We start from the raw sequence: 25,327 nt of genomic DNA, 5'->3' as shown, positions 1-25,327 counted from the left end.
TTTTGTTTTTATTAGATTCTCTAATTAAGCAACCGGGGTTGCAAACATATATTCTTGTAATAAAGAAAGTGCTCGTTTTTTATCTTCTGTGGCAACTAGTATAGATATGTTATGATCACTCCCTCCAAAGGAAATCATACGTACTTGAACATCTTGCAGTACTTGAAAAAGTTTGTGAGTATCTGGATGACGGTTTACCGCATTACCCACTAAGCATATAATACTTTGCTTATCATCTACCACAACTTGTGAGAATTGAACAAGCTCTGTTAAAATGGCATCAAGATTACTCGTGTTATCTATGGTAAGTGACACTGCGATTTCTGATGTGGTAATCATATCTATTGATGTTTCGTAGCGTGCAAATACGTCAAACACTTTGCTTAAAAAACCGTGGGCGAGTAACATTTTACTCGACTTTATTTTAAGTGCGGTTATACCGTCTTTAGCCGCTATTGCTTTGATTCCTTCACCTTGTGACCTGTGTGTAATTACAGTACCAGAAGCATCTGGCTCCATTGTATTTTTTAAACGTAACGGGATGCGCGCTTCTCGCAAGGGTTGTACAGTCTGGGGGTGTAATATTTTTGCGCCAAAGTAAGCCAGCTCTGCCGCCTCATCATAACAAAGGGCACCTATTGCTTTTGTCTCCTCTACAAACCGCGGGTCGTTATTATGAAAACCATCTATATCTGTCCAGATTTGCACCTCGCTAGACTCAATTGCAGCACCTACAATCGTTGCTGTATAATCGCTTCCCCCTCGCTGTAAGTTTGATATCTCACCACTATAGTTGCGACATATAAAGCCTTGCGTGATGTAAATGGTATGCTGACCGGCATTTTCTATCACCCGCTCAAGATTCTGGCGTATATAAAACTGGTCTGGCTCATTATCCTTATCTATTCTCATAAACTCTAATGCTGGTAATAAAGCAGCACTAAGACCTTCTTGTTGTAAAAAGTGACAAAATATAAATGTAGACAACAACTCACCTTGAGCGACAATAGCTTCTTCCATTTGCAAGGTGATCTCCTTCTCTACCGTGATTCTCTCTACCTCTGCAAACACCTCATCTACATATCCTATAACCAGAGATTTAATATGTTTATCTGTAAACAATTGCTCAATAACATCATCATATCTAGATTGTAATTCTCCTCTTGTTTTATGTGCTGTAGCTACGTCACCTTCTCGTGCTGCAGCTGCAATAGCAACAAGAGCATTTGTAGTACCAGACATTGCAGATAGTACAACAATCTTAGGTTGTGGTGAATCTATGATATGACGCACAGACACCATATTTTCTATAGATCCTACTGAGGTTCCTCCAAATTTTAATACTTGCATAGGTTACATTTTTATACAAATGTATTTCTGTAACTCATTCTAACCGCATAAATGAAGAAAATAGACTAATTTTGAACAAAATGTTAATTATATAACGATTTGAATACAATATCAGATTGCGTAGCGGCTATTATTGCAAAGCAGCCCTACCTAGAAGAAGCATTATCTCAAAAGATAATAAACTATGCCGCACTGGCCGAAAACTTAAATCCGCTAGTGTCTAAGATGCTTAAAAAGCCTGTAAAAGACGGCGCTATACTTATGGCATTGAGACGATATGCTTCTCCTACAGATACTCAAAAATCATTACGACTCAAGGAGGTCCTTAATGGACTAGGTGATATCACGGTGCGATCAAAACTAATCGTTTTTACATTTCAAAACTCTGGAACTCTTATCCAAAATCACGCTCAGATACTTAGTACCATCGCTACAAACCAGCAAGTTTTTTACACGTTTACACGTGGTATACACGAGAGCACACTCATAAGCTCTGCTAGTGAGGAGGCGCACATAAGAGATCACTTTAAAACAGAAAACATACTCAATTTTCAAGGCAACCTTTCGGCTATAAGTATACGATTACCTCAAGGTAACACAGCTGTTGCTGGCTTATATTATCAAATTTTTAAACGCCTTGCTTGGGAAGGTATATCGCTTCAAGAGGTAATTTCAACTACAAATGAATTTATAATTCTAGTAGAAGATGAGCTTGTAGACAGAGCATTTTCTGCCATTAAAAAATTACAATCTTAAGTAGTACGCTTTCGCGAAAGCGTAAAAACATTTACCGCAATAAGTGTTATCACAGCAGGCAATAACCAGCCTAAGCTTACCGTGCCTAGAGGTATAAATTCTTGTATACCCTTCATTTGCTCACTAAAACCTAATGACGCCCAGAAATCTGGCGCGCTAAATAAAATAGTCGCAATCACTACAGACCTAAATACAAGTACCGTTGTCCATTTATCTGGTAAGGAATTGAGTATAATCAACACAATGGTTATAGGATAAATAAACATAAGTGCAGGTACGGCTACGGCAATAATAGACATTACATCTAGCTGTCCCATTACCACGCCCAGCACACAACCTAGTACTGCAGTTATGTTATATGCAAGTTGCGAATTATTAAAAATCCCTTTTACAAAGTCTGAGGTACCTGTGACAATACCTACTGCCGTTGTAAAACAGGCAAGACTAACTAATACTGCAAGTACTCTACTACCCACGGCTCCTAGTGTGTCTACACTAAGCATAGATAATAAAGCCGTGCGATCTGTCACTTCTGCACCTCCGCTACGCAAAGCACCTAGATAGATAAGGCCACCATAAATAAATAACAATCCTAAGCCAGCAATGATTCCTCCTTGTGTGATGATTCTCTTATTTTCGGTCGGGGTGCTGTTTTTAAAACCTAATGATATGACAATTACACCTCCTACTACAACACCTCCTATAGCATCAAAAGTTTGATAACCCTCAAGTATACCGCTCGTAATAGTATTGTCAAAAATAGAAGCGCGCATAGGCTCATATTCTCCAAAAAGCCCTACACCTATTACAATAGCTAGAATAATTAATATCGCTGGAGTGAGGTACTTACCCACAATGTCCATCATTTTTGATCTATTGAGCACAAAAACTAAAACAAGAATAAAATAGAGGCTACTTAAGGTTAAACTAGAGATATCAAAATATGGTTGTATGGCCATCTCATAGGTCACAGATGCGGTGCGAGGCGCTGGCAGTGCAATAGAGATGGCATAAACAATTACACCATATAATAAAGCAAATAGTGGCGATACCTTTTTTGCAAAGTCTAGCATTGTACCTTGCAATCTAGCGTGCCCATAGATGGCGAGTATAGGTATCACAACTGCAGATACAATAAAACCTAAAAGTACTAACCACCACGAGCTGCCGGCGTTATAACCTAAAAATGGTGGTAAGATTAAATTACCCGCGCCAAAAAAAAGAGAGAACAGTGCAAAGGCTGTAATGAAGGTTTGTTTGGTCATTCTCATAGGTTGCTTGATATTTGCCCTCCAATATAGAACTAATGACCATTAACCACAAAGGTGCTTCCATTTTTTATACAGATACAGGATCTGGTACACCTATTATTTTGCTTCACGGTTTTCTTGAAAACCATACTATGTGGGAAGCTATACAAAGTAAACTTGCATCTCGACATAGAGTCATTTGCATTGACCTTTTGGGACACGGTGCTTCTGGTAATACTGGGTATGTACACACTATGGACGATATGGCGGCCGCTGTACAAACAGTGGTTGACTCTCTAGCAATCACAAAAATGCATCTAGTAGGCCACTCTATGGGCGGTTATGTGGGTCTCGCTTTCGCGAAAGCGCAACCAGAACGTATCGCATCACTTTGTTTACTTAACTCAACACCACTACCAGATGACGATGAGCGCGTAGCATTGCGCACAAGGGCAAATAAGATGGCAAAAACACAGTACGAGCAGCTAGTACGTATGTCTTTTACAAATCTCTTTGACCCCAAGACAAAAGCAAACCACCGCAATCAAATAAGTGAAGCTCTAGATCACGCATTAAAAACTCCTGTACAAGGATACATCGCAGCAAATAGTGGAATGCAAGTACGTGAGGACCTCAGCGCTTTTTGGAAAAAAGCTCCCTTTGCACAAGGGATGATACTAGGAACTAAAGACTGGATTATAAATGCAGAAACTCATAAAGACCACTTTGAGAAAGACATAGCATTTTTTAAAATCATAGATAGCGGCCATATGTCTCATATCTCACACACAGAGCTAGTGGCTAAGCTTCTGGAAGAATTTGTGACCAGCACAAGTCATTGAGACTGGTAAATATTATTTATTTAAGTTCTAATAGACATAAAAAGATGGTTTGATGTCTAATCTTTTATGTTTTTGGCCCTATAAATCGTTAAAACACTTTAACATATAAATTAATTTTAGTGCTTTTAGTCGATATATTTGTGTATTTCATAGATATTTATTTACTTTGATATCCCAAATCATAAGAAATGAAATCCCTAGAACTCAAACCCCAACAACCTAAAAGAAATCAAATAGCCGCTGTTGCGTGTAAAATATTTGGACACAAGTATCGTATTACGAAGCGTTACCAGTCACATTTAAAAGAATTTGAATGTACACAATGTAAAAAACAATACACACTAGATGGTTATGGTCACTACACCCCTCTTACCCCAAAAATGCGTCGCATTAATGAGGTATACGAAAATTTTTACATCACTAAAATGTCACGTACTTCCTAGTCTTCACTAGAAAGTGCGTTCCAACCACGAGCTATAAGAGGTATCTTAGTATTTGCTCTTGTAATAAGGTGAGCTCCTTCTTTTTCTTCGGTCATATGGCCTATGATTGAAAAATTAGGGTTTGCCTTAATTTTTGGAAAGTCTTCCTGTTTAATAGTAAACAGCAACTCATAATCTTCACCACCACTTAATGCGATGGTTGTGCTATCAAGTTCAAACTCTTCACAACTACTTATCACTTGAGGATCTAGCGGAATTTTATCCTCATACAGATTACATCCAACACCTGAATTTTTACAGACGTGTAATATCTCTGATGACAAGCCATCACTCACATCTATCATAGATGTAGGCTGTACTTCTAGGGATTGTAAGATAGATTTTACATCCTTACGTGCTTCAGGCTTAAGTTGTCTTTCTATAAGATAACTATATTGCTCAAGGTCTGGCTGGCTACTTGGGTTTACTTTAAAAACAGCTTTCTCTCTTTCTAAGATTTGTAGCCCCATATATGCTGCTCCTACATCTCCAGATACTACAAGTAAATCACCAGCCTTTGCTGTAGATCTTTTAGTTAATTCTTCTGGAGCTGCTTTACCTATTGCTGTAACGCTTATAACAAGACCAACATTAGACGAAGTTGTATCTCCTCCCACTAAGTCTACCTTATAATTATTACACGCAGTTTGTATACCCGCATATAACTCCTCTATTGCCTCTAGGGGAAACCTATTAGAAACTGCTATTGATACGGTTATCTGTGTAGCCTCTGCATTCATCGCATAAACATCAGATAGATTTACCATTACTGCTTTGTACCCAAGGTGTTTTAAAGGCATATAACTTAGATCAAAATGCACCCCTTCTACAAGCAAATCTGTAGTAACCACAACCTGCTCATCTGGAAAATTGAGAATTGCAGCATCATCACCCACACCTTTTACAGTAGATGTATGGTGTATTTTAAAGTGTTTTGTAAGGTGATCTATAAGTCCAAACTCACCTAATTCTGATAATGATGTGCGCTCTTGATTTTTATCTTCTAACATAGCCGCAAAGATAATCAAACCTAATTCTAAAGATCAATAAAAACTAATATGACAGCTAGGTAAGTGTTAAATAGAGTAATCCTTTGTAGGGAATTACTCATCTCACTTGTTGCATTAGTATATTTATCTATTCTAATCCTCTACCTATGAGATTACAAATTACTCTAAACATTCTACTTGCAATTCTTTTTACACTTTTTCAGGTAACGCTATTACCTAGTCAAACACCTTGTGAGAATGGTATGGCGGGTGAGTTTCCTTGTTTTGGTTTTGATCTTCAAGACAGACTTACTGAGGCAGACCTCAACACTACATTTGTAAATGACAGCTGGGGATGGACTAATCCTGATGATGGTAAAGAGTACGCCATAATAGGCTTACGCAATGGTACTGCTTTTGTAGACATATCAAATCCAAATGAAATTGTTCTTATAGGCACTTTACCTACTCATACAACAGAGAGTGTATGGAGAGACATTAAGGTTTATGAAAATCACGCTTATATAGTAAGTGAAGCAAATGGCCACGGTATGCAAGTTTTTGACCTCACAAGACTTACAGATATAACTGCTACTCCTGTAACTTTTACAGAAGACGCTCACTATGATGGCTTTGGTAATGCACATAATATTGTAATTAACCCTGAGAGCGGATATGCATATGCAGTGGGTACACAAACCTTTAACGGAGGTCCTCATTTTATAGATATTTCTGACCCCACGAACCCTACAGCAGCTGGAGGTTATGGGCTCAATAATTACAGTCACGATGCACAAGTAGTAACTTATAGCGGTCCAGACACAGATTATACTGGTAGAGAAATACTTATAGGAAGCAATGCAAACATTGTTGCACTTGTAGACATAACAGATAAAGCAAATCCTGTTGAGATTTCAACAATTACCTACCCTACCATAGGCTATACACATCAAGGCTGGTTTACAGAAGACCAGCGCTACTTCTTACTAGGTGATGAAACAGATGAGATAGACTTTGGTTTTAATACCAGAACCATCGTTTTTGACTTTAATGATCTTGACAACCCTGTATTGTCTTTTGAGTATGAAGGACCCACAGAAGCGATAGATCATAATGGCTACGTACTAGGTGATCTCTTTTATTTATCAAACTACCGCGCAGGGATGCGCCTCATCAATATTTCGGGTATAGAAAATGGTAGTATAGAAGAGATGGGATTCTTTGACACCTATCCTGCAGATGATTCGGCGGGATTTGGTGGCGGCCTTTGGAATGTCTATCCATATTTTGAAAGTGGCAACATCGTACTAAGTGGAGGCGGAGGTTTTTTTCTTGTAAAACAAAACAGCTCTCTAGGCGTTAATGATATAGATAACCAAGATATTTCGGTAGCCATATACCCAAATCCTGCGATAGATGAAGTACATCTTTCTAGTAAAGAACCTATAGGCGATGTAAAGATTTACAATGTTCTGGGACAAAAAGTTATTGAAAAGACACTCCTTGAGAATGGTACTATATCTGTTAGAGAATTAAATAAAGGTGTTTACTTTGTAAAAACAGACCACAGTACTACACGACTAATTATACAATGAAGATAACCTCTTACATACTCATTCTAGCACTTCTCATCCTCTCTTGTAAAGATGATGATGCTACTGGGTTACCAGAACCCGAAGAGCCTACAGCACCAGAACAAGTAGTTACAGATATACTTGTACGTACACCTTGTACTAATGGATTTGCGGACATCTATCCCTGTGCAAATTATGATCTTATGTCCCATCTATCACAAGAGACTATAGGAGAACCGGGCTTTAATGATATCTGGGGCTGGACAGATGCTACAACATCACGTGAATATGCTATTCTAGGAGGCCAGGCAAGCACCATCTTTATAGATATAACAAATGCCCAAAACCCATCTATTATAGGTAAACTCCCTACGGCATCTATAAACTCAAGATGGAGAGATATAAAGGTGTATAACAACCACGCGTTTATTGTGAGTGAAGCCGCAAACCACGGGATGCAAGTTTTTGACCTCACAAGATTACGTGATGCACAAAACACACCCATAACCTTTGATGCAGATGCATTATATACAGACATAGGCAACGCCCATAATATTGTAATAAATGAAGATTCTGGATTTGCTTATGTTGTAGGTACAGAAACATTTTTAGGAGGTCCTCATTTTATAGATATAAGTACACCCACGACTCCTACTTCAGCCGGCGGTTATGGAGGATCTGGTTATACCCACGACGCACAAGTAGTGACTTACAACGGTCCAGATATGGATTATGTAGGACGAGAGATTTTACTCGCAAGCAATGAAGATGTTGTAGTCATAGCAGATGTGACAGATAAAGAAAATCCGCAACTTATAGCTACCGTAAGTCAAGATAATGTAGGCTACATACATCAAGGCTGGTTTGATGAAAATCATACAATTTACTATGCAAATGATGAGTTTGATGAAACCGAATTTGGATTCAACTCAAGAACACTCGTCTTTGATCTTACAGACCTAGACAACCCTGTTTACACCGGTCCTTATTTTGGACCTACACAAGCTATAGACCACAATCTCTATGTAAAAGATTTTGATTTATACCTAACAAATTACACCGCAGGGTTACGCGTTGCAGATATAAGCGGCAATAGCCTTGATAACATAACAGACATAGGTTCTTTTGACACACACCCAGAAAATAATGATACAGAGTTTAATGGAGCCTGGAGCGTGTACCCGTATTTTGATAGCGGCAATATTATTATTTCAGACATCACACGTGGCTTATTTGTCATTCGTAAATCTGGTACTTAAAAATGAAAAAATATAACTTTATAAATATGATGTGGTTTACGCTTTCGCGAAAGCGTACCTACTCCCTTTATATACTTCTCATCATCGCCATTGCTTGTAAAGATGACGAAGAGCTTCTTACAGACGATGTCACGATAACAGATGATGTTGTAAACACAGACGACACTGTGATTCCAGAAGAAGGCTTTACTGTGCAATACACAAGCATTTATGGAGGAAGCCAAGTAGACACTTTTCAAGCCGTAGCGGCGACTCAAGATGGAGGATTTGCTGCTCTAGGACATACACAAAGTGTAGACGGTGACGTGACAGATAATGATAGCCAGATTAATAAACTATGGCTTGTTAAAGCAGATCAAGATGGTGCCATTCAATGGTCAAAAACTTATGGCGGAAGTGAGGATAGCCGAGGCACAAAAGTAATTACAACCACAGATGGAGGATATGCCATACTAGGCTACAGCGAGAGCAGCGATGGTGATATGACAGAAAATGCAGGCTTTTATGATCACTGGATTGCAAAACTTGATGCACAAGGCAATATACTCTGGCAGAAGAGCTATGGCTTTTCGGGTTCAGATCAGGCATATGGACTCATACAGACTACAGATGGTGGCTTCTTTACCTCAGGATTTCTAGACGTAACAGCATCTCAAGGAGAAGGTAATGACGGCATTCAAGACCCTAATAACACAAACGATAATACGCGTGCTACACTACACGGTGTAGGAGAGTTTTGGGGTCATAAACTGGATGCAAACGGTAACCTAGTGTGGAGAAGGTATTATGGAGGCACCAATAACGATAGATCATATGAGGCTTTACAAGCACCAGATGGCGGGATACTTATGGTAGGTAACTCAGAGAGTAACGACTTTGACATATCAGACTCGCAAGGAAGTTATGACTTCTGGGCAGTAAGACTTAGCGCTAGCGGAGATTTACTCTGGGAGCAATCGCTAGGAGGTAGCCAGATAGAAATTGCATATACAGCCACCACCACTCCAGATGGAGCCTACTTACTAGCCGGCGATACGAGAAGTAGTGATGGAGATGTAACAAACTTTCGCGGAAGCGCAGATATATGGCTCGTAAAACTAAGCGACCAGGGAGAACTACTCTGGCAGAAAACACTAGGTGGGTCCAATTTTGAAACCACTCGCAGCATCACACAAACGCCAGATGGGTATGCTATAACGGGTGCCTCGCGTAGCCTAGATGGACAGGTAACGACTAACAATGGCCAGAACGATATCTGGGTAGTCTCTATAGATCAAGACGGCGAGTTGCTCAAGCAACAATCCTTTGGCGGTAATGGTCAAGATTTTGGCTATGGCATCACCGCCACTACAGATGGAACTTTAATTATCGCTGGAGACACAGATAGTATAAGTGGCCCCCTAGTTGCCTCAAAAGGAGCAACAGATGCCGTAATTATAAAACTTAACTAAATAGTACTATGAAACAGATAATCGCTTTATGTACAATCGCACTCCTCTTGCTATCGTGCAATGAAGATAATGATGATATGGATACGGCTTATGGATCATTAAACCTAGTCTTTGAGAACACCGTTGCGTCATCTCCACTGACACTCAACACGCAAACCTATGCAAACCTAAGTGGTGAAGGGTACAGCGTTTCAGAACTAAAATATATTATCTCAAACATACAGCTTACAAGGTCAGATAACACCGTTCATACGATACCGGTAGATAAAAGTTACTTTGTCATAAACGAGGCAGGTATAAAAACGGCGCTACTAGATAGCATTCCCGTAGGTGATTATACGGGTATAAACTTTGGTTTTGGTGTAGACCCTACACGTTACCCTATTGAGTCTGGCTCTGTAAATTTTATTCCTACTGCAGAGGAGGCTGGTATGTTATGGACGTGGTCTGCAGGATATAAATTTTTGAAATTTGAAGGTACCTATTCAACCACAGTAGATACAGATGATGCAAACCCATTTACCTATCACGTAGGGAGTCACGGTGCAAATCTGGATAATTATAAAGAGATTAATCTCGCTTTCGCGAAAGCGGTAACCGCATCAACAACCACAACTCAAACTATTAATTTTGATGTGGCTAAGATTTTTGACAGCACAAATACAATGTCTCTTGTAACCAAAGATGATATACAAGTAGACCCAGAAAATGCTCCAAAAATTGCCGAAAACGTACGCACAGCATTTAGTATAGAATAAATGAAACAACTATTATACATACTGCTTTTCATCTCAATCTCCTGCTCTACAGAAGGCACAGATGACACTAGCGCAATGACAGATGATGGCTACACGCCGTTACCAAATCCTGCGCTTAATTTTGAGATCCCTTCTAATTTTCCGGAGAGCACATATGACGTTACCCAAAACCCACCTACAGAGCAAGGCTTTGAGCTAGGTAAGCGGCTTTTCTTTGATGGCAGGCTCGCTTCAGATGGAGTCGTTTCTTGTGGTTTTTGTCACATCCAAGAGTTTGCATTTACCCATCATACACATATCACCAGTCACGGTGTAGATGGGCAAATAGGTAGTCGCAATGCACAGCCGTTACATAACTTAGCCTTTATGGCAGACTTTACTTGGGATGGTGCCGCAACGTTTTTAGACTCGCAATTTATTATCCCTATTACGGCAGAAAAGGAAATGAACGAAACCATCTCTAATGTGCTTAATAAACTGCGTGATGATGACAACTATCCGCAGTTATATGCAAATGCTTTTGGTGACCAAGAGATTACTACAGAGCGCACATTTAAGGCATTATCACAATTTATAGTGATGATGATAAGTGCAAACTCAAAATATGACAAGTGGGAACGTGGTGAGGCCGTCACACTTACCCCAGATGAAGATGCGGGTCGCATTCTCTTTAATGCTAAGTGTGCTAGCTGTCACGCAGGCACCTTGCAAACAGACCAGACATATCGCAATAATGGACTAGCCATAGACCCAGCATTTAATGATATAGGCAGGGAGCGCGTTACTGGGTTGCCAGAAGATAATAGAAAGTTTAAAGTGCCCAGTCTACGTAATATAGAGATCACCTTTCCATATATGCACGATGGTAGATTACAGTCACTACAAGATGTACTAGACTTTTATACAGATGGTGTAACCGCTAGTGATAATCTAGACCCACTTCTTGTGCGCCCAGATGGCACACTAGGCCTAGATATTACTCAAGATGAAAAAGAAAAAATCATTGCTTTTCTTAAAACACTTACAGATAACGACTTCTTGCTAGACAACAGGTTTAAAGAATTTTAACAATGCTTTTGGTTTGACCTGGATATAAGGCTTTTAAATCATAAAATAATCATAAATGCCATTAATTTCTAGCTAAATAAACAATGTTTAATTAATTTAACCAAAAATTAAACAAATTAGTTATGGACCTCTTACAACAAGCTGAAGTTTATGAAAATAGAACAATGAGTCATATGTCTACAAGCGACAGAGTTGCCGCTTCTAGAGAAGGAAAGAAACTCATTCTTGCCATAAACGAGATTTACAAAAAAACAAAAGATAGCCACCTTATGGAGGTTATGAAACGTCTTACTGTAAAAAAGAAAAAAATAGAAAAACGTATTAAGGGTAGACTTGCTGCTTAATTACATTTTTATAAAGGATTATAAGAGCGCATTTTTGCGCTCTTTTTTGTTGGAAAATCTTTTGGAACCTCCTGGGCTACCTTCCCTGTAGCTGCCCACTCTGCTCCTCTTTGTAGTGTTGTAATAAACCCAACACCCTCCATAGAGTAATCCATATGTCCTAGCGCTGTATGAAACACGCGACCCTCCTCGTAGTTTATAGCCATAAGTAATGGCTCTGTACGCCCAGACCCCTTATTTTCTGGTGCCCAGGGTTGTGCATTACCTTCTACATCTGAGTATGCAGTGGCTAGTACTGTAACATTTTCGGCAGGACCACGCAGGCGGTCATATAATTCGTCTTTAGTATGTAACCACTCTGCAGGTAGATCTTTCATAATAGGATGCTCTGGCGCTCTGGTCGTAATTAAAAACTCAACCTCTGGGCCGTGAGAAGATTCCTCACCGTTTGCAGGAGCGATAACTTGCTCATCATTTTCATTGTAATAGATCTGATTTCCTTTGGTAAGGTCGCGATGACCCCAGCCACCTACACCTATCATCTTGTTATATGCCTCCCAGTTTCCAAAAGAATTATTTGCCGCGTGTACAACTACCAGTCCTCCACCGTTTTTCATATACTGCTCAAAATTAGATTTTACCTCATCTGTCCACTCGCTTGAGTCCATCCCAAAATTTGAAATAACCACATCGTACTTATTAAATTGTGGATTAAAACTAGGGTCTGGCGTAATGGTGTCTGTAGAGGTATGTACTCTATAATCTTCCCATCTATATAGATCTACCAGCTTTGTTATACTATCGTGATTAATACCATCTACAGTGCCGTGGTGTGGCCCTTGATATAGGTATTTTGCACGATGAAGGTCTACTATAAATAGGCCTGTTTCTTCAAGGTAAGATTTCATCATCACTGAAGTTTTAGGCCATACTCCGTGATTATTCTGACCATCTATTACGAGTGCACGCAACTTTTTGGGTTGCACCTCTTCTTGCTTTTCTGTTTGACCTTGCTCTCCACATCCTATGACCATAAGTGACATAAGAGTGAGTGTTGCTAGATAGAGATGTTTCATATAAAGAGTTTTTTTGATAATGTGAGTAGGTATCACGCTTTCGCGAAAGCGGACACTTAAAATAAAAATAATTTTGCAATAGCTGCTATGAGCACTACTATTAAAACATAGTAGGCCACCTTATCTGCTCCCTTATACTTTGTGGCAAAGCGAGCGGTGAGAAAACCTCCTATGGTTTGCCCCACAGCCATAATAAACCCTAGTTTCCAGTCAATAAGACCTTGATAATGAAAGAGTCCTATCACTAGTAACGTATAGAGACCTATGACAAACCCTTTAAGCGCATTACTTTCTATGATATTCATACGCATACCCAGCACCATAATAATAAGAAAGAATACTCCCATCCCCATCTGTATAAACCCGCCATAAAAGCCAAGTGCAAATAATAGAGGAATGTAGATATACCACTTAGGTCTAAACTCAAGATCTGTCTCTCTTAACCAGCGTTTAGGTCTTACGAGTACAGCAACAAGCATAAAGAGCATCATAAATTTAAACACAGCTCTAAACTGCTCATTACTTACATTTATAGCAAGCAGGCCTCCCGCAACCGCGCCTATAAAAATGGGAATGATATATTTTTTATGACGAGCGATGTTAAGCCTCCCGTTTTTATGAAACACCCACGAGGTTGCTGCACACTGTGTAAAGATGCCTATTCTGTTTGTGCCGTTTGCTACATTAGGAGGTAAGCCTAGCACCTCGGTTAGTATGGTGAGTGTTATGGCGCTACCGTTACCTGCAAGGGTGTTAATCCCTCCAGCTATTAAGGCTCCTATGATGGCGATAGCATATGTTTGTAATTCTGTCACTTTTTAAAAATTTAAGATCACCCCTCCATACATTGTAAATCCAGGTGCTGGCTCATAAAATCTATTGCCAAAAGCATTGATACGCACATTATCTGTGTACTGTTGATCGAGTGCATTATTGATCCCAAGATACGGCTTGATTTGTATTTTTCTAAAAAGTGTCTGGTAACTAAGCTGCACGTTTACCAGCTCGTAGCCGTCTACCTCTGTCTCATTACTATCTTGTGCAAACTGTGACCCTATAAAGTTTGCACTCACCCGTGCACTAAAACCTGCATCTGTATCATATAATAATCCCAAAGTAGACATATGCTTTGCAATACCAGGCAACGCATTACCCGCATAATCTGTATCTCCCACAGTAAACTCATCATAAGTAAAATCTGAGTAGGTATATGATGCTGTGGCTTGCAGTTTTTTTGAAAAGGCATATTGCCCCTCTACCTCAACACCTAGCCTGCTAGTTTTACCTGCATTTCTATAAAACTCGCGATCTGGAAAAGCTTCTAGTTCAAAAGGGACAAGGTCGTCACGTGTGTTGATTCTAAAAGTGGTTACTTGATAAAGCAGCTTGTTACTTAAGGCTCCCTTAACCCCCACCTCAACGCTTGTTGCTTTTTGAGGGGCTAAATTTTCATTAAAGCCTGAAAGACCATCTGGACTCGTAGACACCTCAGATAATGATGGAGTTTCAAAACTGGTTGACACATTTATAAAGGGTATAAACGCTTTCGCGAAAGCGTAACTAACACCCACACTTGGATTAAAAGAATTTAAAGTCACACTCCCAGAATCATCTCCATCACTAAGAAAATCATCATCTGCCGAAAGTTTATTGTAATCAAATCTAGCCCCGGCGGTAAAAAGCCATTTATCAATATTGAAGTGATCTGTGAGGTAAACTCCAAGGTTTGTAAACTTTTCCTTTTGACTAAGGGAAAGATCTCCTTGCTCGCCTTCAAGGTTTTGAAACCTGCGGCGCCTGTCATTTTGAAAAGCAAAATCATACCCTACTTGTAAGGTGTTATGACCCTTAGTATATCTATAAGCTGCTCCCTGACCCATATAATTACGATTGAGGTCTACTATACCACCATTTTCAAAAGGAAGTAGCCCATCAAAAAGCCTATTGCTATAAAATCCATAGGTGGTGAAGCTGCTCTTTTTATTTATTAACCACTCTAAACTCGCTCCCACTTGAAGCTGTGAGATAGCTTCTCCTGTTTTAAAAAGCTGGTTGCGATCGCGGGCTTGTCTTCTATTTGTATTTACCTCTTCTAGTGTTAACCCTCCTGGGTCATCTGCCTGCGGTGCATCTGTGTAATTAAGTATAGTAGTTAGGTAAAGGCTGTCTGCAAGTGCAAATCTTCCTTTAAAATTAGTATTAATTTGCTCAAAATCACTTTGATCTCTGTATCCATCAGACTGCATATAATTTGCGTGAAAGATATAACTCGCTAGTGAGTCTCCTATAGCTGCTGTGGCTTGATAATTTTGAAAACCGAAAGCACCAGCGCCCACCTTTATTTCAGTACCTAGATTTTCTGAATCATAAGACCTCGTTTTTATATCAATAACTCCTCCAGAGGCATTTCCGTAAAGACTCGAGCTAGGTCCTTTTATAACCTCTATACGATCTATAATTCCTAAAGTGAGGTTATCTAATTGCCCTTGACCATCTGGCGTAGTTTCTGGTATGCCGTCTACAATAAGTTTTATCCCTCGTATCCCAAAACTAGACCGCGCTCCAAAGCCACGTATTGAGACTCTTAAATCTTGGGCAAAGTTTGTCACATTCTGAGTAAAAACTCCAGGAACTCCCTGTACATATTCTTGTAGTGATAATTGTTGTCGCGTTGCATCTTGTGGTACTGTTTTAATTACAGTAACAGCGGCAGGAATTCTATCTAGGGTACTTTGTATTCTAGTAGATTGTATGATTACAGTATCTATAGTTTGTTCAGGTATTGCCCCGTCTGACTGTAACAAATTGATGCAAAAGCTAACAAATTGATAAGCGTTACGATGCGTGTCTTTTTCAATGGCTTAATTTTTACCGAAAAGTACTGCCTACCAGAAGAACATCAAAATAAAGCTACCTTTACTTATACCAATCATACAATTAAGATGAAAAAACTCAAGCAGTTAAAAAAGTGGTTTTATAAGATTCTCGCAAAAGTAACTCCAGGCAAAACAAGCACGCGAGGAGCAGCGATTGCCTTGCTCGTAGTAAGTGCCATTTTATTTACTATAGCAGCTATCACTTCTGTTACAAAATCAAAAGACCCTTGGTTTTTACTCTTCTTTGCGGTCTTTGTGATAATCATAGTGCTTAGCGCATATTTCTTTTTATGGATTCTAAAGAAATACAACCGTATGCCTAAAATATTGAAGCTAGCGCTGCTTATTGCAATCCCTCTATTATTTGTAGCACTCGCCTTTGAGGGTATTTATGTGTTTTTTGCTTTTTGTATTATCTCCTTAATAGGTGGAGTTATCGCACTATTTACCACAAATGTATTTTCATCCTTATCTAAGGTTAAAAAAGGAATTGCGCTTCTATGCCTGCTAGTTGGCATTATAGGTTTGATAAGTGTTATTAATGGATTACTCCCACGCGGTTTTGATATAAAACCAGTACTCAATGCTGCTGCACTCCATAAAAGTACAGTACAAAAAATAGAAGCTCCGTCACCTGCAGCACGAGGAGATTATACTGTAAAAAAGATAACATACGGTAGTGGTAAGGACAAACATAGACCAGAATTTGGTGAAGATGTAACCCTCACTACAAATGCAGTAAATGGTGTTTCTTTCTTAGATAATTGGGAGGGTCTCAGTGGCTGGTATAGGGAACACTTTTGGGGTTTTGATGATAAAGAGTTACCGCTTAATGGGTATGTATGGTATCCAGAAGGAGAAGGGCCATTCCCACTCGCGCTCATTGTACACGGTAATCACTTAATGTCAGACTTCTCAGATGTAGGTTATGAGTATCTTGGGGAGCTACTCGCTTCTAGAGGTATTATTACTGTATCTGTAGATCAAAACTTTCTTAATGGCTCTTGGGCAGATATTACGGGCGGACTTGATGAGGAAAACGATGCCAGGGGCTGGATGCTATTAGAACACCTGCGTGTATGGCACGAGTGGAACAAAACTGAGGATCATCCTTTTTATCATAAAATAGACACGACTAGTGTTGCTCTTATGGGACACTCTAGGGGTGGAGAAGCTGTGGGTCACGCCGCTTTTATGAATACCCTACCCTACTACGCTGATGATGCGTCTATACCCTTAGACTATAATTTTAATATCAAATCTATAGTTGCTATTGCACCGGTAGATGGGCAGTATCAACCTGGCAATGCGCCTAACAAATTAAAAGATGTGAGCTACCTTACCATACACGGTTCTCAAGATGGTGATGTGACTTCCTTTGCTGGATCAAAACAATATGAGCGAATCACCTTCTCAGACAGCACATCACATTTTAAATCTGCGGTGTATGTGCAAGGAGCAAATCACGGCCAGTTTAACACCAGCTGGGGAGAAAATGACACCTCAGATGCCAGCACTTATTTTCTTAATAACAAGCAGCTTCTATCTGGAGAGGAGCAACGCGAGATTGCCCGCGTTTACATAAGTGCTTTTTTAGAAACAACACTTACAGATAATATGAGCTATAAACCGCTATTTGTAGATGCTCGAACAGGCGCAGACTGGCTTCCAGAAACAATCTATTTAAGTCAATATGAAGATAGCTCTTTTACTCCGCTAGCAACATATGATGAAGATTTTAATGTAACCACAGGTACAAAAGACAGCACTACAATTAAGAGTGCAAATGTCACTGTATGGCGAGAGCAAGAAATTAGTCTCAAATGGGGAGAAAAAGGTTCTCGAGCGGGTTACGTGGGCTGGCATTATAAAGATATAGAGGAAGGTGACCCTATACCAGACTCACTAGTGGCAACCTATGAGTATACTTTTAAGCCAGAGCCGTTAGATAGCACAATGGCACTCACTTTTACCCTCTCTGAGTCTACAGAAAATACAAATCCTAAATCTAGCGGAAAATGGAAGGATAATGAAGATGAAGATGACCTTGAGTCTGAAAATGAAGATGCTACAGAAAACGAGCTCGAAAAAGAAATAGAAAATGAAGATGAAACAGATGATGAAAATCTTGAGGACGACATACCAGACGCACCTATAGATTTTAGTATCATCATTTCAAACAGCGATGGTCAAAAAGTCACCTTTTGTCTTAGTGATTTTTCTGCATTGCAACGCGAAATAGAAGTACGCATATGGAAGTCACAGTTTATCACAGATGATAGCGACTCAGAAAACATTTTTCAAACCTTTATGTTTCCATTTGCAGAGATTCAAGAAAGGAACCCTGACTTTGACATCTCCTCCATAAATCATCTAGTATTTCTGTTTGACAAAACTCCAGAAGGAGTAATCATTATAGATAACCTAGGCTTTATGAAAACCCTATAAATGACCTATGTACAACGCATAAAATAACATATACACCACAACTATAGAAAACACCTATCTCGCCATCTGTTAGTTATATGTTAGGATGTCTTGAAAAACGCGACTTAAGCCGTATATTTGCAAACTATTTGTACCCATTATGATTAAAGTAGATTCAGCAGCAAAAATTAAGATCGCCAGCCTTATGCAGGAGGACGGTTTTGATGTAACCACAGACTATGTGCGCGTAGGTGTAAAAAGTGGTGGTTGCAGTGGCTTGTCATATGACCTTCATTTTGACAAAGCTCATAAAGAAGATGATAAAGTTTTTGAAGACAACGATGTAAAACTAATCGTAGACAAAAAAAGTTTTCTCTACCTCATAGGTACTACGCTAGAGTATAGCGGAGGACTTAATGGTAAAGGTTTTGTGTTTAACAATCCCAACGCACAACGTACTTGTGGTTGCGGAGAAAGTTTCTCACTATAAATAAAAAATGTTAGTACGCTTTCGCGAAAGCGTACCCTAGCTAGAAAAAGATACAATGGCATATACTGAAGACGATTTAAGGGAAGAGTTAAAAACCAAAGAATATGAGTATGGTTTTTTTACAGACATCGAGACTGAGACATTTCCTGTAGGATTAAATGAAGACATCATTCGTGCAATTTCTAAGAAAAAGGAAGAACCACAATGGATGACAGACTGGAGGCTTGAAGCTTACAAAGTTTGGCAGTCTATGGAAGAACCAGACTGGGCAAATGTAAATTATGAAAAGCCAGATTTTCAATCTATCGCATATTACTCTGCACCAAAATCTGTAGATCCAAACAAAACTCTAGATGATGTAGATCCAGATTTACTGGCGATGTACAAAAAACTAGGTATCTCTATAGATGAGCAAAAGAGAATGAACAATGTCGCGATGGATATTGTAGTAGACTCTGTATCTGTAGCAACTACATTTAAGAAAACACTTGCCGAAAAAGGGATCATCTTTATGAGTATCTCTGAGGCAATAAAGGAACATCCAGAACTAGTGCGTAAGCACCTAGGCACCATTGTTCCTGTAAAAGACAACTACTATGCAGCTCTTAACAGCGCTGTGTTTTCTGACGGATCTTTCTGTTACATTCCTAAAGGAGTGCGTTGTCCTATGGAGCTCTCTACTTACTTCCGTATAAATCAAGGAGGTACTGGACAGTTTGAAAGAACATTACTCGTGGCAGATGAGGGTAGTTATGTAAGTTACCTAGAAGGTTGTACAGCGCCTAGTCGTGATGAAAACCAACTACACGCCGCAGTGGTAGAGCTTATCGCTCTAGATGATGCAGAGATTAAGTACAGCACCGTGCAAAACTGGTACCCTGGTAATGAAGAGGGTAAGGGAGGTGTTTACAACTTTGTAACAAAGCGTGGTCTTTGTGAGAAAAATGCAAAAATCTCTTGGACACAAGTAGAGACAGGATCTGCCGTAACGTGGAAGTATCCTTCTTGTATCTTAAAAGGTGACAACTCAATAGGAGAGTTTTACTCTATCGCTGTGACTAATAATCACCAGCAAGCAGATACGGGTACAAAAATGATACACTTAGGTAAGAATACTAAAAGTACGATTATCTCAAAAGGTATCTCTGCCGGTAAATCTCAAAACTCATATAGAGGTCTTGTAAAGATTAACTCTGGAGCCACAAATGCGCGTAACTTCTCGCAATGTGACTCACTACTTATGGGTAACGAGTGTGGAGCCCACACCTTCCCATATATTGAGACAAAAAATAAGACTGCTCAAGTAGAACACGAGGCAACAACCAGTAAGATAGGTGAGGACCAGATTTTTTATTGTAACCAGCGTGGTATTGATACCGAGAAGGCAATTGCCCTTATCGTAAACGGGTTCTCAAAAGAGGTGCTTAACAAACTCCCTATGGAGTTTGCTGTAGAAGCTCAGAAGTTACTTGAGATAAGTCTAGAAGGATCTGTAGGATAGATTATCATAATATTCAATAAAACTTAGAGATGAAAAAACTAGTTGTTATAGCAATCATTGCCGGCCTTTTTACTTCGTGTGAGGAGTTTAAAAAGGGGATTGAAGATGGTAAAAGAGATGCTCAAGAAAAAACGGAAGCTGTTACTAATGAAACACCAGAAATAACTCTTTACAAATTTTCTGGAGGTACTGTACAAGCAAATAACCTTAATCTGTTTGCTCAAGGAGACACGTATAAAGGAGAGTCAAAAGAACTTGCAGATGCTTTTTATGTAATCAAGCATCCAGATGGAGTGCTGCTTTGGGATACAGGTTTACCTGAGATGCTAGTAGGTCAAGAGCCATACACACCAGAAGGTGGTGCTTTTACCATCTCTCGTAAAGATTCTATAAAGACGCAACTTGCGAGTGTTGAGATGACAACAGAAGATGTAGATATGATTGCTTTTTCTCACATACATTTTGATCACACGGGAGCTGCAAATCATTTTCCTAAGGCCAAGTGGTTTGTACAATCTGCAGAGTATGACTTTGCAAACAGTGAGGAGATTAAAGGAAATAGTTTTTATGCACCAGCTAGCTTTAACCAGCTTACCAATGTAGAAAAGCTAGATGGAGACAAAGATGTTTTTGGTGACGGTACAGTTATCATAAAATCTATGCCTGGTCACACAGCAGGGCACCAAGTGTTGTTTTTACAACTTAAAAACAATGGTCCTACCCTATTATCTGGTGATGTATATCACTTTGAGAAAAATAGACAAGACGCTGTTGTACCGCAATTTAACTACGACATCCCAGAAACAGAGAAGAGTATAAAGGAATTTGAAGCTTTCGCGAAAGCGCAAAACGCAACGGTAATCATACAGCACGATGCCGAAGATTTTGCAAAAACACCAGCAATACTTAATTAAGAATGAAAAACTTTCTCCTCTTAGCGATAGCGATAACAGCATTTATTTCTTGCAAGGAAACCCCAGCAAGCGATCAAGTTGCTGCCGAATTTGAAACACTAGAGGGAGAATTTATTTATCTAGCAGATGCTGCTGTACTTAAAGGAGATACTTTTATTTATGGCGTAACACTAGATGAAAAAATGTACGAGCTGGCAACTATTATAAAACCGTTACAACGTGATGAGTTTGATATGGTGCCAGTAATTATAAAAGGAGAGTTACACTCAAAAGCAGCTGGAGAAGAAGGTTGGGATGAGATTGTAACGATAAAAGAAATACTTGAAGTCAAGGCACCAACAGGTGAGGCTCCATTAAAATTAGAAGCAGGAGACAAACTCAAAACAGAGGGCGGATCTTTAAAAGTAGAAAGCGGTAAATAATCGCACAATTAGAACGTAGAACTATGTTATCAGTAAAAAATCTGCACGCAGGCATTGAAGAGAAAGATATTCTTAAGGGAATCAACCTTGAGATGAAGGCCGGAGAAGTGCACGCAATTATGGGACCTAATGGTTCTGGTAAAAGTACACTCGCTTCTGTTATTGCAGGAAAAGAAGAGTATGAAGTAAGTAATGGAGACATAGACCTTAATGGTGAGTCTCTATTAGAAATGGATCCAGAAGAAAGAGCTCACGAGGGTGTTTTCTTATCTTTTCAATATCCTGTTGAGATACCTGGTGTATCTGTAACAAACTTCATCAAGACTGCTATAAACGAGACTCGCAAAGCAAAAGGACTAGAAGATATGCCAGCTAGCGAGATGCTTAAGAAGATCAAAGAAAAAGCAGAACTCCTTGAGATGGACCGTAAGTTCTTATCTAGATCTCTTAACGTAGGTTTCTCTGGAGGAGAAAAGAAACGTAACGAGATTTTCCAGATGGCAATGCTAGAGCCTAAGCTTGCTATTCTAGACGAAACAGATTCTGGACTTGACATTGACGCACTTCGCATTGTTGCAAATGGAGTTAACAAGCTTAAGAGTGAAGATAATGCAGTACTTGTAATCACTCACTACCAGAGACTTCTTGACTACATCGTGCCAGATTTTGTACACGTACTTATGAACGGTAAGATTGTGCGTTCTGGAGGAAAAGAACTTGCTCTAGAACTAGAAGAAAAGGGGTACGACTGGCTCAAAGAAGAAGTAGGTGCATAACTAGACCTGTTACAGTAGTGATTTAAAGTCACACAAACAGATCTTACAACAGAACAATATGAGTTTAAAAGATAAATTAGTAAGTAACCATATCGTCTTACAAGAAAGTATAGATGCAGACTCGCCTATCTACGGGATACGCAATGAAGCTATCAAAACTTTTGAGGCAGAAGGGTTTCCTACCAAGAAGTTAGAAAACTGGAAATACACCTCACTTAACAGTATTCTTAAAGAAGATTACAACATCTTCCCTAGCAAAGAAGCTGCTCTTGATTTTAAAGATGTAAAGCAGTATTTCTTAAATGACGTAGATACCTATAAAATTGTTTTTGTAGATGGTGTGTACAGTTCATACCTCTCTGAAACTACACACGATGGTATTGATGTGTGTACAATGGGTGCTGCACTTACAAAACCCAAGTACAAGCAAGTAATAGATGTGTACTTTAATAAAATTGCAAAAGGAGAGTCAATGGATGCATTGAACACGGCTTATGCAAAAGATGGTGCATATATCTACATCCCTAAAGGAAAAGTAGCTCAAAAGCCTATACAGATAGTACACTTCTCTACTGGAGCAAATGATGCTATGATGTTACAGCCACGTAACCTCATTGTAGCCGAAGAAAACTCTGAAGTACAAATTATAGAGCGTCACCAGAGTCTCTCTGACAAGAAGGTCTTAACAAACGTCGTTACAGAAATTTTTGCAGATAAAAGAGCCCTTGTAGACTACTATAAGATTCAAAATGATAAGCTTGATGCTTCTCTTATAGACACCACAGAAATTGAACAACATAAAGAAAGTATCGTATCTGTGCATACATTCTCTCTAGGTGGTAACATCACTCGTAACAATCTTAACTTTTACCAGAAGGGCGAGTATATGGACTCTATCCTTAAAGGTGTTACGATTATAGAAGGAAAACAACACGTAGATCACAACACGCTTGTGCACCACATCACACCTAACTGTGAGAGTCACCAAGATTACAAAGGCATCTTTGCCGAAAAATCTACAGGTGTCTTTAACGGGAAGGTTGTTGTAGAGAAAGAAGCTCAAAAGACTAATGCATATCAGTCTAATAACAACATCTTACTAGATGACACAGCGACCATAAACTCAAAGCCTCAGCTTGAGATCTTTGCAGATGATGTACGTTGTTCTCACGGTTGTACTATTGGACAACTAGATGAAAGTGCATTGTTTTATTTACAATCACGTGGTATAGGTGAAAAAGAAGGACGCGCATTACTTATGTATGCCTTTGCAAATACCGTATTATCTAGTGTTAAGATTCCACAGCTTAAAGCAAGAATTACAAAACTTATTGCAAAGAAAATAGGTGTAAACATCGGTTTTGATCAATAGGATTGATTTTAAATAATTACAAAAGCCGTTACCTAACCGTAACGGCTTTTTTTATACCCAGAGATAAGCAGCTGTAAGTAATTAAAACACCTCCAGTTTGTATCTTTGTAACAAAGAAAAATGCTATGCTAGACATAAAAAAAATACGTGAAGACTTTCCTATTCTCAAAAGAGAAGTAAATGGAAAACCGCTTATTTATTTTGATAATGCAGCAACCTCACAAACACCACAGGTTGTTATAGACGCCATTGTAGATTACTATGTTAACTATAATGCAAACATACACCGCGGGGTTCACTCGCTCTCGCAAGAAGCCACAGATGCTTATGAGGAAGCACGCATAAAAATCCAGAAGCATTTTAACGCAGCACAGCCTTATGAGATTATACTCACCGCAGGCACAACGCACGCCATAAACCTAGTAGCAAATGGCTTTGCAAGTATTTTAAAAAAGGGCGAAGAGGTACTCGTTTCGGCGCTAGAGCATCATAGTAATATTGTACCGTGGCAAATGCTTTGTGAGAAGACGGGCGCAATACTTAAAGTTATACCACAAACAGAAAGTGGAGAACTGGATATGGACGCTTTCGCGAAAGCGTTATCACCACAGCTCAAACTGGTCTTTGTAAATCACGTATCAAACGCATTAGGAACCATAAACCCTATAGAAGAAATTATTACCGAAGCTCACAAAGTAGGTGCAGCGGTACTAATAGATGGTGCACAAGCAACACCACACATAAAACCAGATGTACAAGCCCTAGATGCCGACTTTTACGTATGCTCTGCTCACAAAATATGTGGCCCGACGGGTGTAGGCGTGTTATATGGTAAAGAAGAATGGCTTACCAAACTCCCTCCTTATCAAGGCGGTGGTGAGATGATAGACCAGGTGAGTTTTGAAAAAACAACCTACGCGGGTCTACCACATAAATTTGAAGCAGGAACGCCTAATATTTGTGGCGGTATTGCTACAGGTGTGGGCCTAGATTATATGAATGGGCTAGGTTTTGATAATATTGCAGCTTATGAAGATGAGCTTTTACAGTATGCCACAAAGCAGCTCCTCGAGATTGATGGGCTTAAAATTTATGGCACATCTGCACATAAAACTGCGGTAGTTTCTTTTAATGTAGGTGAGATTCACCCTTATGACATTGGCACCATACTTGATAAATTAGGTATAGCAGTGCGCACAGGGCACCATTGTGCTCAACCCATTATGGATTTTTATAAAATACCAGGTACAGTACGTGCCTCATTTTCTTTTTACAACACAAAAGAAGAGATTGATACATTTATAGATGGAGTAAAACGCGCAGTTGCGATGTTATCTTAAAAAAATAGAA

Annotated in this window: 23 protein-coding genes; 17 read left to right on the top strand and 6 right to left on the bottom strand. The window is 39.3% G+C overall.

The window, feature by feature from the left end; translation table 11 throughout:
• Window positions 1–24 precede the first annotated feature (24 nt).
• Window positions 25–1,350: an aspartate kinase gene (locus ACFO5T_RS08955; protein WP_380033717.1), complete on the bottom strand. Its 1,326-nt coding sequence runs from the start codon at window positions 1,348–1,350 to the stop codon at window positions 25–27.
• A gap of 99 nt (window positions 1,351–1,449) precedes the next feature.
• Between ACFO5T_RS08955 and ACFO5T_RS08950 the strand changes: the two genes are divergently transcribed.
• Window positions 1,450–2,106, top strand: coding sequence for a hypothetical protein (locus tag ACFO5T_RS08950; protein ID WP_035327077.1), 657 nt, complete (start codon window positions 1,450–1,452; stop codon window positions 2,104–2,106).
• Here the strand turns inward: ACFO5T_RS08950 and brnQ are convergent.
• Window positions 2,103–3,377 (bottom strand): branched-chain amino acid transport system II carrier protein, encoded by a 1,275-nt coding sequence (gene brnQ, locus ACFO5T_RS08945; RefSeq protein WP_380033714.1) that lies wholly within the window; start codon window positions 3,375–3,377, stop codon window positions 2,103–2,105. The genes ACFO5T_RS08950 and brnQ overlap by 4 nt on opposite strands.
• Before the next feature lie 35 nt (window positions 3,378–3,412).
• On the opposite strand from brnQ, the gene ACFO5T_RS08940 reads away from it, so the two are divergent.
• Window positions 3,413–4,198 (top strand): alpha/beta fold hydrolase, encoded by a 786-nt coding sequence (locus tag ACFO5T_RS08940; protein ID WP_380033712.1) that lies wholly within the window; start codon window positions 3,413–3,415, stop codon window positions 4,196–4,198.
• 188 nt (window positions 4,199–4,386) lie between these two features.
• On the top strand, window positions 4,387–4,641 hold the full coding sequence (locus ACFO5T_RS08935) for a hypothetical protein (protein ID WP_375252042.1): 255 nt from the start codon (window positions 4,387–4,389) through the stop codon (window positions 4,639–4,641).
• Here ACFO5T_RS08935 and thiL read toward each other — a convergent pair.
• Window positions 4,638–5,690: a thiamine-phosphate kinase gene (thiL, locus tag ACFO5T_RS08930; protein ID WP_380033710.1), complete on the bottom strand. Its 1,053-nt coding sequence runs from the start codon at window positions 5,688–5,690 to the stop codon at window positions 4,638–4,640. The genes ACFO5T_RS08935 and thiL overlap by 4 nt on opposite strands.
• Before the next feature lie 146 nt (window positions 5,691–5,836).
• Here thiL and ACFO5T_RS08925 point away from each other — a divergent pair, with 146 nt between their 5' ends.
• The 6 genes from ACFO5T_RS08925 (at window position 5,837) to ACFO5T_RS08900 (ending at window position 12,123) form a co-directional block, all read left to right on the top strand.
• Window positions 5,837–7,264, top strand: coding sequence for a choice-of-anchor B family protein (locus tag ACFO5T_RS08925; RefSeq protein WP_380033708.1), 1,428 nt, complete (start codon window positions 5,837–5,839; stop codon window positions 7,262–7,264).
• Window positions 7,261–8,502: a choice-of-anchor B family protein gene (locus tag ACFO5T_RS08920; RefSeq protein ID WP_380033706.1), complete on the top strand. Its 1,242-nt coding sequence runs from the start codon at window positions 7,261–7,263 to the stop codon at window positions 8,500–8,502. Before ACFO5T_RS08925 ends, ACFO5T_RS08920 begins: the two co-directional genes overlap by 4 nt.
• Before the next feature lie 2 nt (window positions 8,503–8,504).
• The gene (locus ACFO5T_RS08915) at window positions 8,505–9,953 is read left to right on the top strand and encodes a hypothetical protein (protein ID WP_380033704.1); all 1,449 of its coding nucleotides are present in this window, start codon (window positions 8,505–8,507) and stop codon (window positions 9,951–9,953) included.
• 8 nt (window positions 9,954–9,961) lie between these two features.
• Complete coding sequence (locus tag ACFO5T_RS08910; RefSeq protein ID WP_380033701.1) at window positions 9,962–10,711, top strand: MbnP family protein; 750 nt, start codon at window positions 9,962–9,964, stop codon at window positions 10,709–10,711.
• Window positions 10,712–11,779: a cytochrome-c peroxidase gene (locus ACFO5T_RS08905; RefSeq protein WP_380033699.1), complete on the top strand. Its 1,068-nt coding sequence runs from the start codon at window positions 10,712–10,714 to the stop codon at window positions 11,777–11,779. It abuts the gene before it with no gap.
• Window positions 11,780–11,901: 122 nt separating this feature from the next.
• Window positions 11,902–12,123 (top strand): hypothetical protein, encoded by a 222-nt coding sequence (locus ACFO5T_RS08900; protein ID WP_035327058.1) that lies wholly within the window; start codon window positions 11,902–11,904, stop codon window positions 12,121–12,123.
• An 8-nt stretch (window positions 12,124–12,131) separates the two neighbouring features.
• On the opposite strand, the gene ACFO5T_RS08895 is transcribed toward ACFO5T_RS08900, so the two are convergent.
• From ACFO5T_RS08895 to ACFO5T_RS08885, 3 genes are read right to left on the bottom strand one after another with little or no spacing between them, the layout of a single operon-like run.
• Window positions 12,132–13,199 (bottom strand): ThuA domain-containing protein, encoded by a 1,068-nt coding sequence (locus ACFO5T_RS08895; protein WP_380033696.1) that lies wholly within the window; start codon window positions 13,197–13,199, stop codon window positions 12,132–12,134.
• A 56-nt stretch (window positions 13,200–13,255) separates the two neighbouring features.
• On the bottom strand, window positions 13,256–14,014 hold the full coding sequence (locus ACFO5T_RS08890) for a sulfite exporter TauE/SafE family protein (RefSeq protein ID WP_038598944.1): 759 nt from the start codon (window positions 14,012–14,014) through the stop codon (window positions 13,256–13,258).
• 3 nt (window positions 14,015–14,017) lie between these two features.
• Window positions 14,018–16,003, bottom strand: a complete 1,986-nt coding sequence (locus tag ACFO5T_RS08885) for a TonB-dependent receptor family protein (RefSeq protein WP_380033693.1) — start codon at window positions 16,001–16,003, stop codon at window positions 14,018–14,020.
• 138 nt (window positions 16,004–16,141) lie between these two features.
• Here ACFO5T_RS08885 and ACFO5T_RS08880 point away from each other — a divergent pair, with 138 nt between their 5' ends.
• From ACFO5T_RS08880 to ACFO5T_RS08845, 8 genes are all read left to right on the top strand, one after another.
• Complete coding sequence (locus tag ACFO5T_RS08880; RefSeq protein ID WP_380033691.1) at window positions 16,142–18,523, top strand: poly(ethylene terephthalate) hydrolase family protein; 2,382 nt, start codon at window positions 16,142–16,144, stop codon at window positions 18,521–18,523.
• Between the two features lie 139 nt (window positions 18,524–18,662).
• A complete protein-coding gene (locus tag ACFO5T_RS08875) occupies window positions 18,663–18,992 on the top strand; it encodes a HesB/IscA family protein (RefSeq protein WP_035327050.1) in 330 nt (109 codons plus the stop codon).
• A 55-nt stretch (window positions 18,993–19,047) separates the two neighbouring features.
• Window positions 19,048–20,493: a Fe-S cluster assembly protein SufB gene (sufB, locus tag ACFO5T_RS08870; RefSeq protein WP_380033689.1), complete on the top strand. Its 1,446-nt coding sequence runs from the start codon at window positions 19,048–19,050 to the stop codon at window positions 20,491–20,493.
• A 29-nt stretch (window positions 20,494–20,522) separates the two neighbouring features.
• Window positions 20,523–21,407, top strand: coding sequence for an N-acyl homoserine lactonase family protein (locus ACFO5T_RS08865; protein ID WP_380033687.1), 885 nt, complete (start codon window positions 20,523–20,525; stop codon window positions 21,405–21,407).
• 2 nt (window positions 21,408–21,409) lie between these two features.
• Window positions 21,410–21,829: a hypothetical protein gene (locus ACFO5T_RS08860; RefSeq protein WP_380033685.1), complete on the top strand. Its 420-nt coding sequence runs from the start codon at window positions 21,410–21,412 to the stop codon at window positions 21,827–21,829.
• Between the two features lie 23 nt (window positions 21,830–21,852).
• Window positions 21,853–22,605, top strand: a complete 753-nt coding sequence (gene sufC, locus ACFO5T_RS08855; protein WP_035327044.1) for a Fe-S cluster assembly ATPase SufC — start codon at window positions 21,853–21,855, stop codon at window positions 22,603–22,605.
• A gap of 58 nt (window positions 22,606–22,663) precedes the next feature.
• The gene (gene sufD, locus ACFO5T_RS08850; RefSeq protein WP_380033683.1) at window positions 22,664–23,977 is read left to right on the top strand and encodes a Fe-S cluster assembly protein SufD; all 1,314 of its coding nucleotides are present in this window, start codon (window positions 22,664–22,666) and stop codon (window positions 23,975–23,977) included.
• A gap of 125 nt (window positions 23,978–24,102) precedes the next feature.
• Entirely contained in the window at window positions 24,103–25,317 is a 1,215-nt protein-coding gene (locus ACFO5T_RS08845; protein WP_380033681.1) for an aminotransferase class V-fold PLP-dependent enzyme, read from the top strand.
• Window positions 25,318–25,327: the final 10 nt, after the last annotated feature.

The sequence above is a fragment of the Dokdonia genika genome (genome assembly GCF_042652845.1).
Taxonomy (GTDB): domain Bacteria; phylum Bacteroidota; class Bacteroidia; order Flavobacteriales; family Flavobacteriaceae; genus Dokdonia; species Dokdonia donghaensis.
This window is presented reverse-complemented; position numbering and strand designations above follow the sequence as displayed.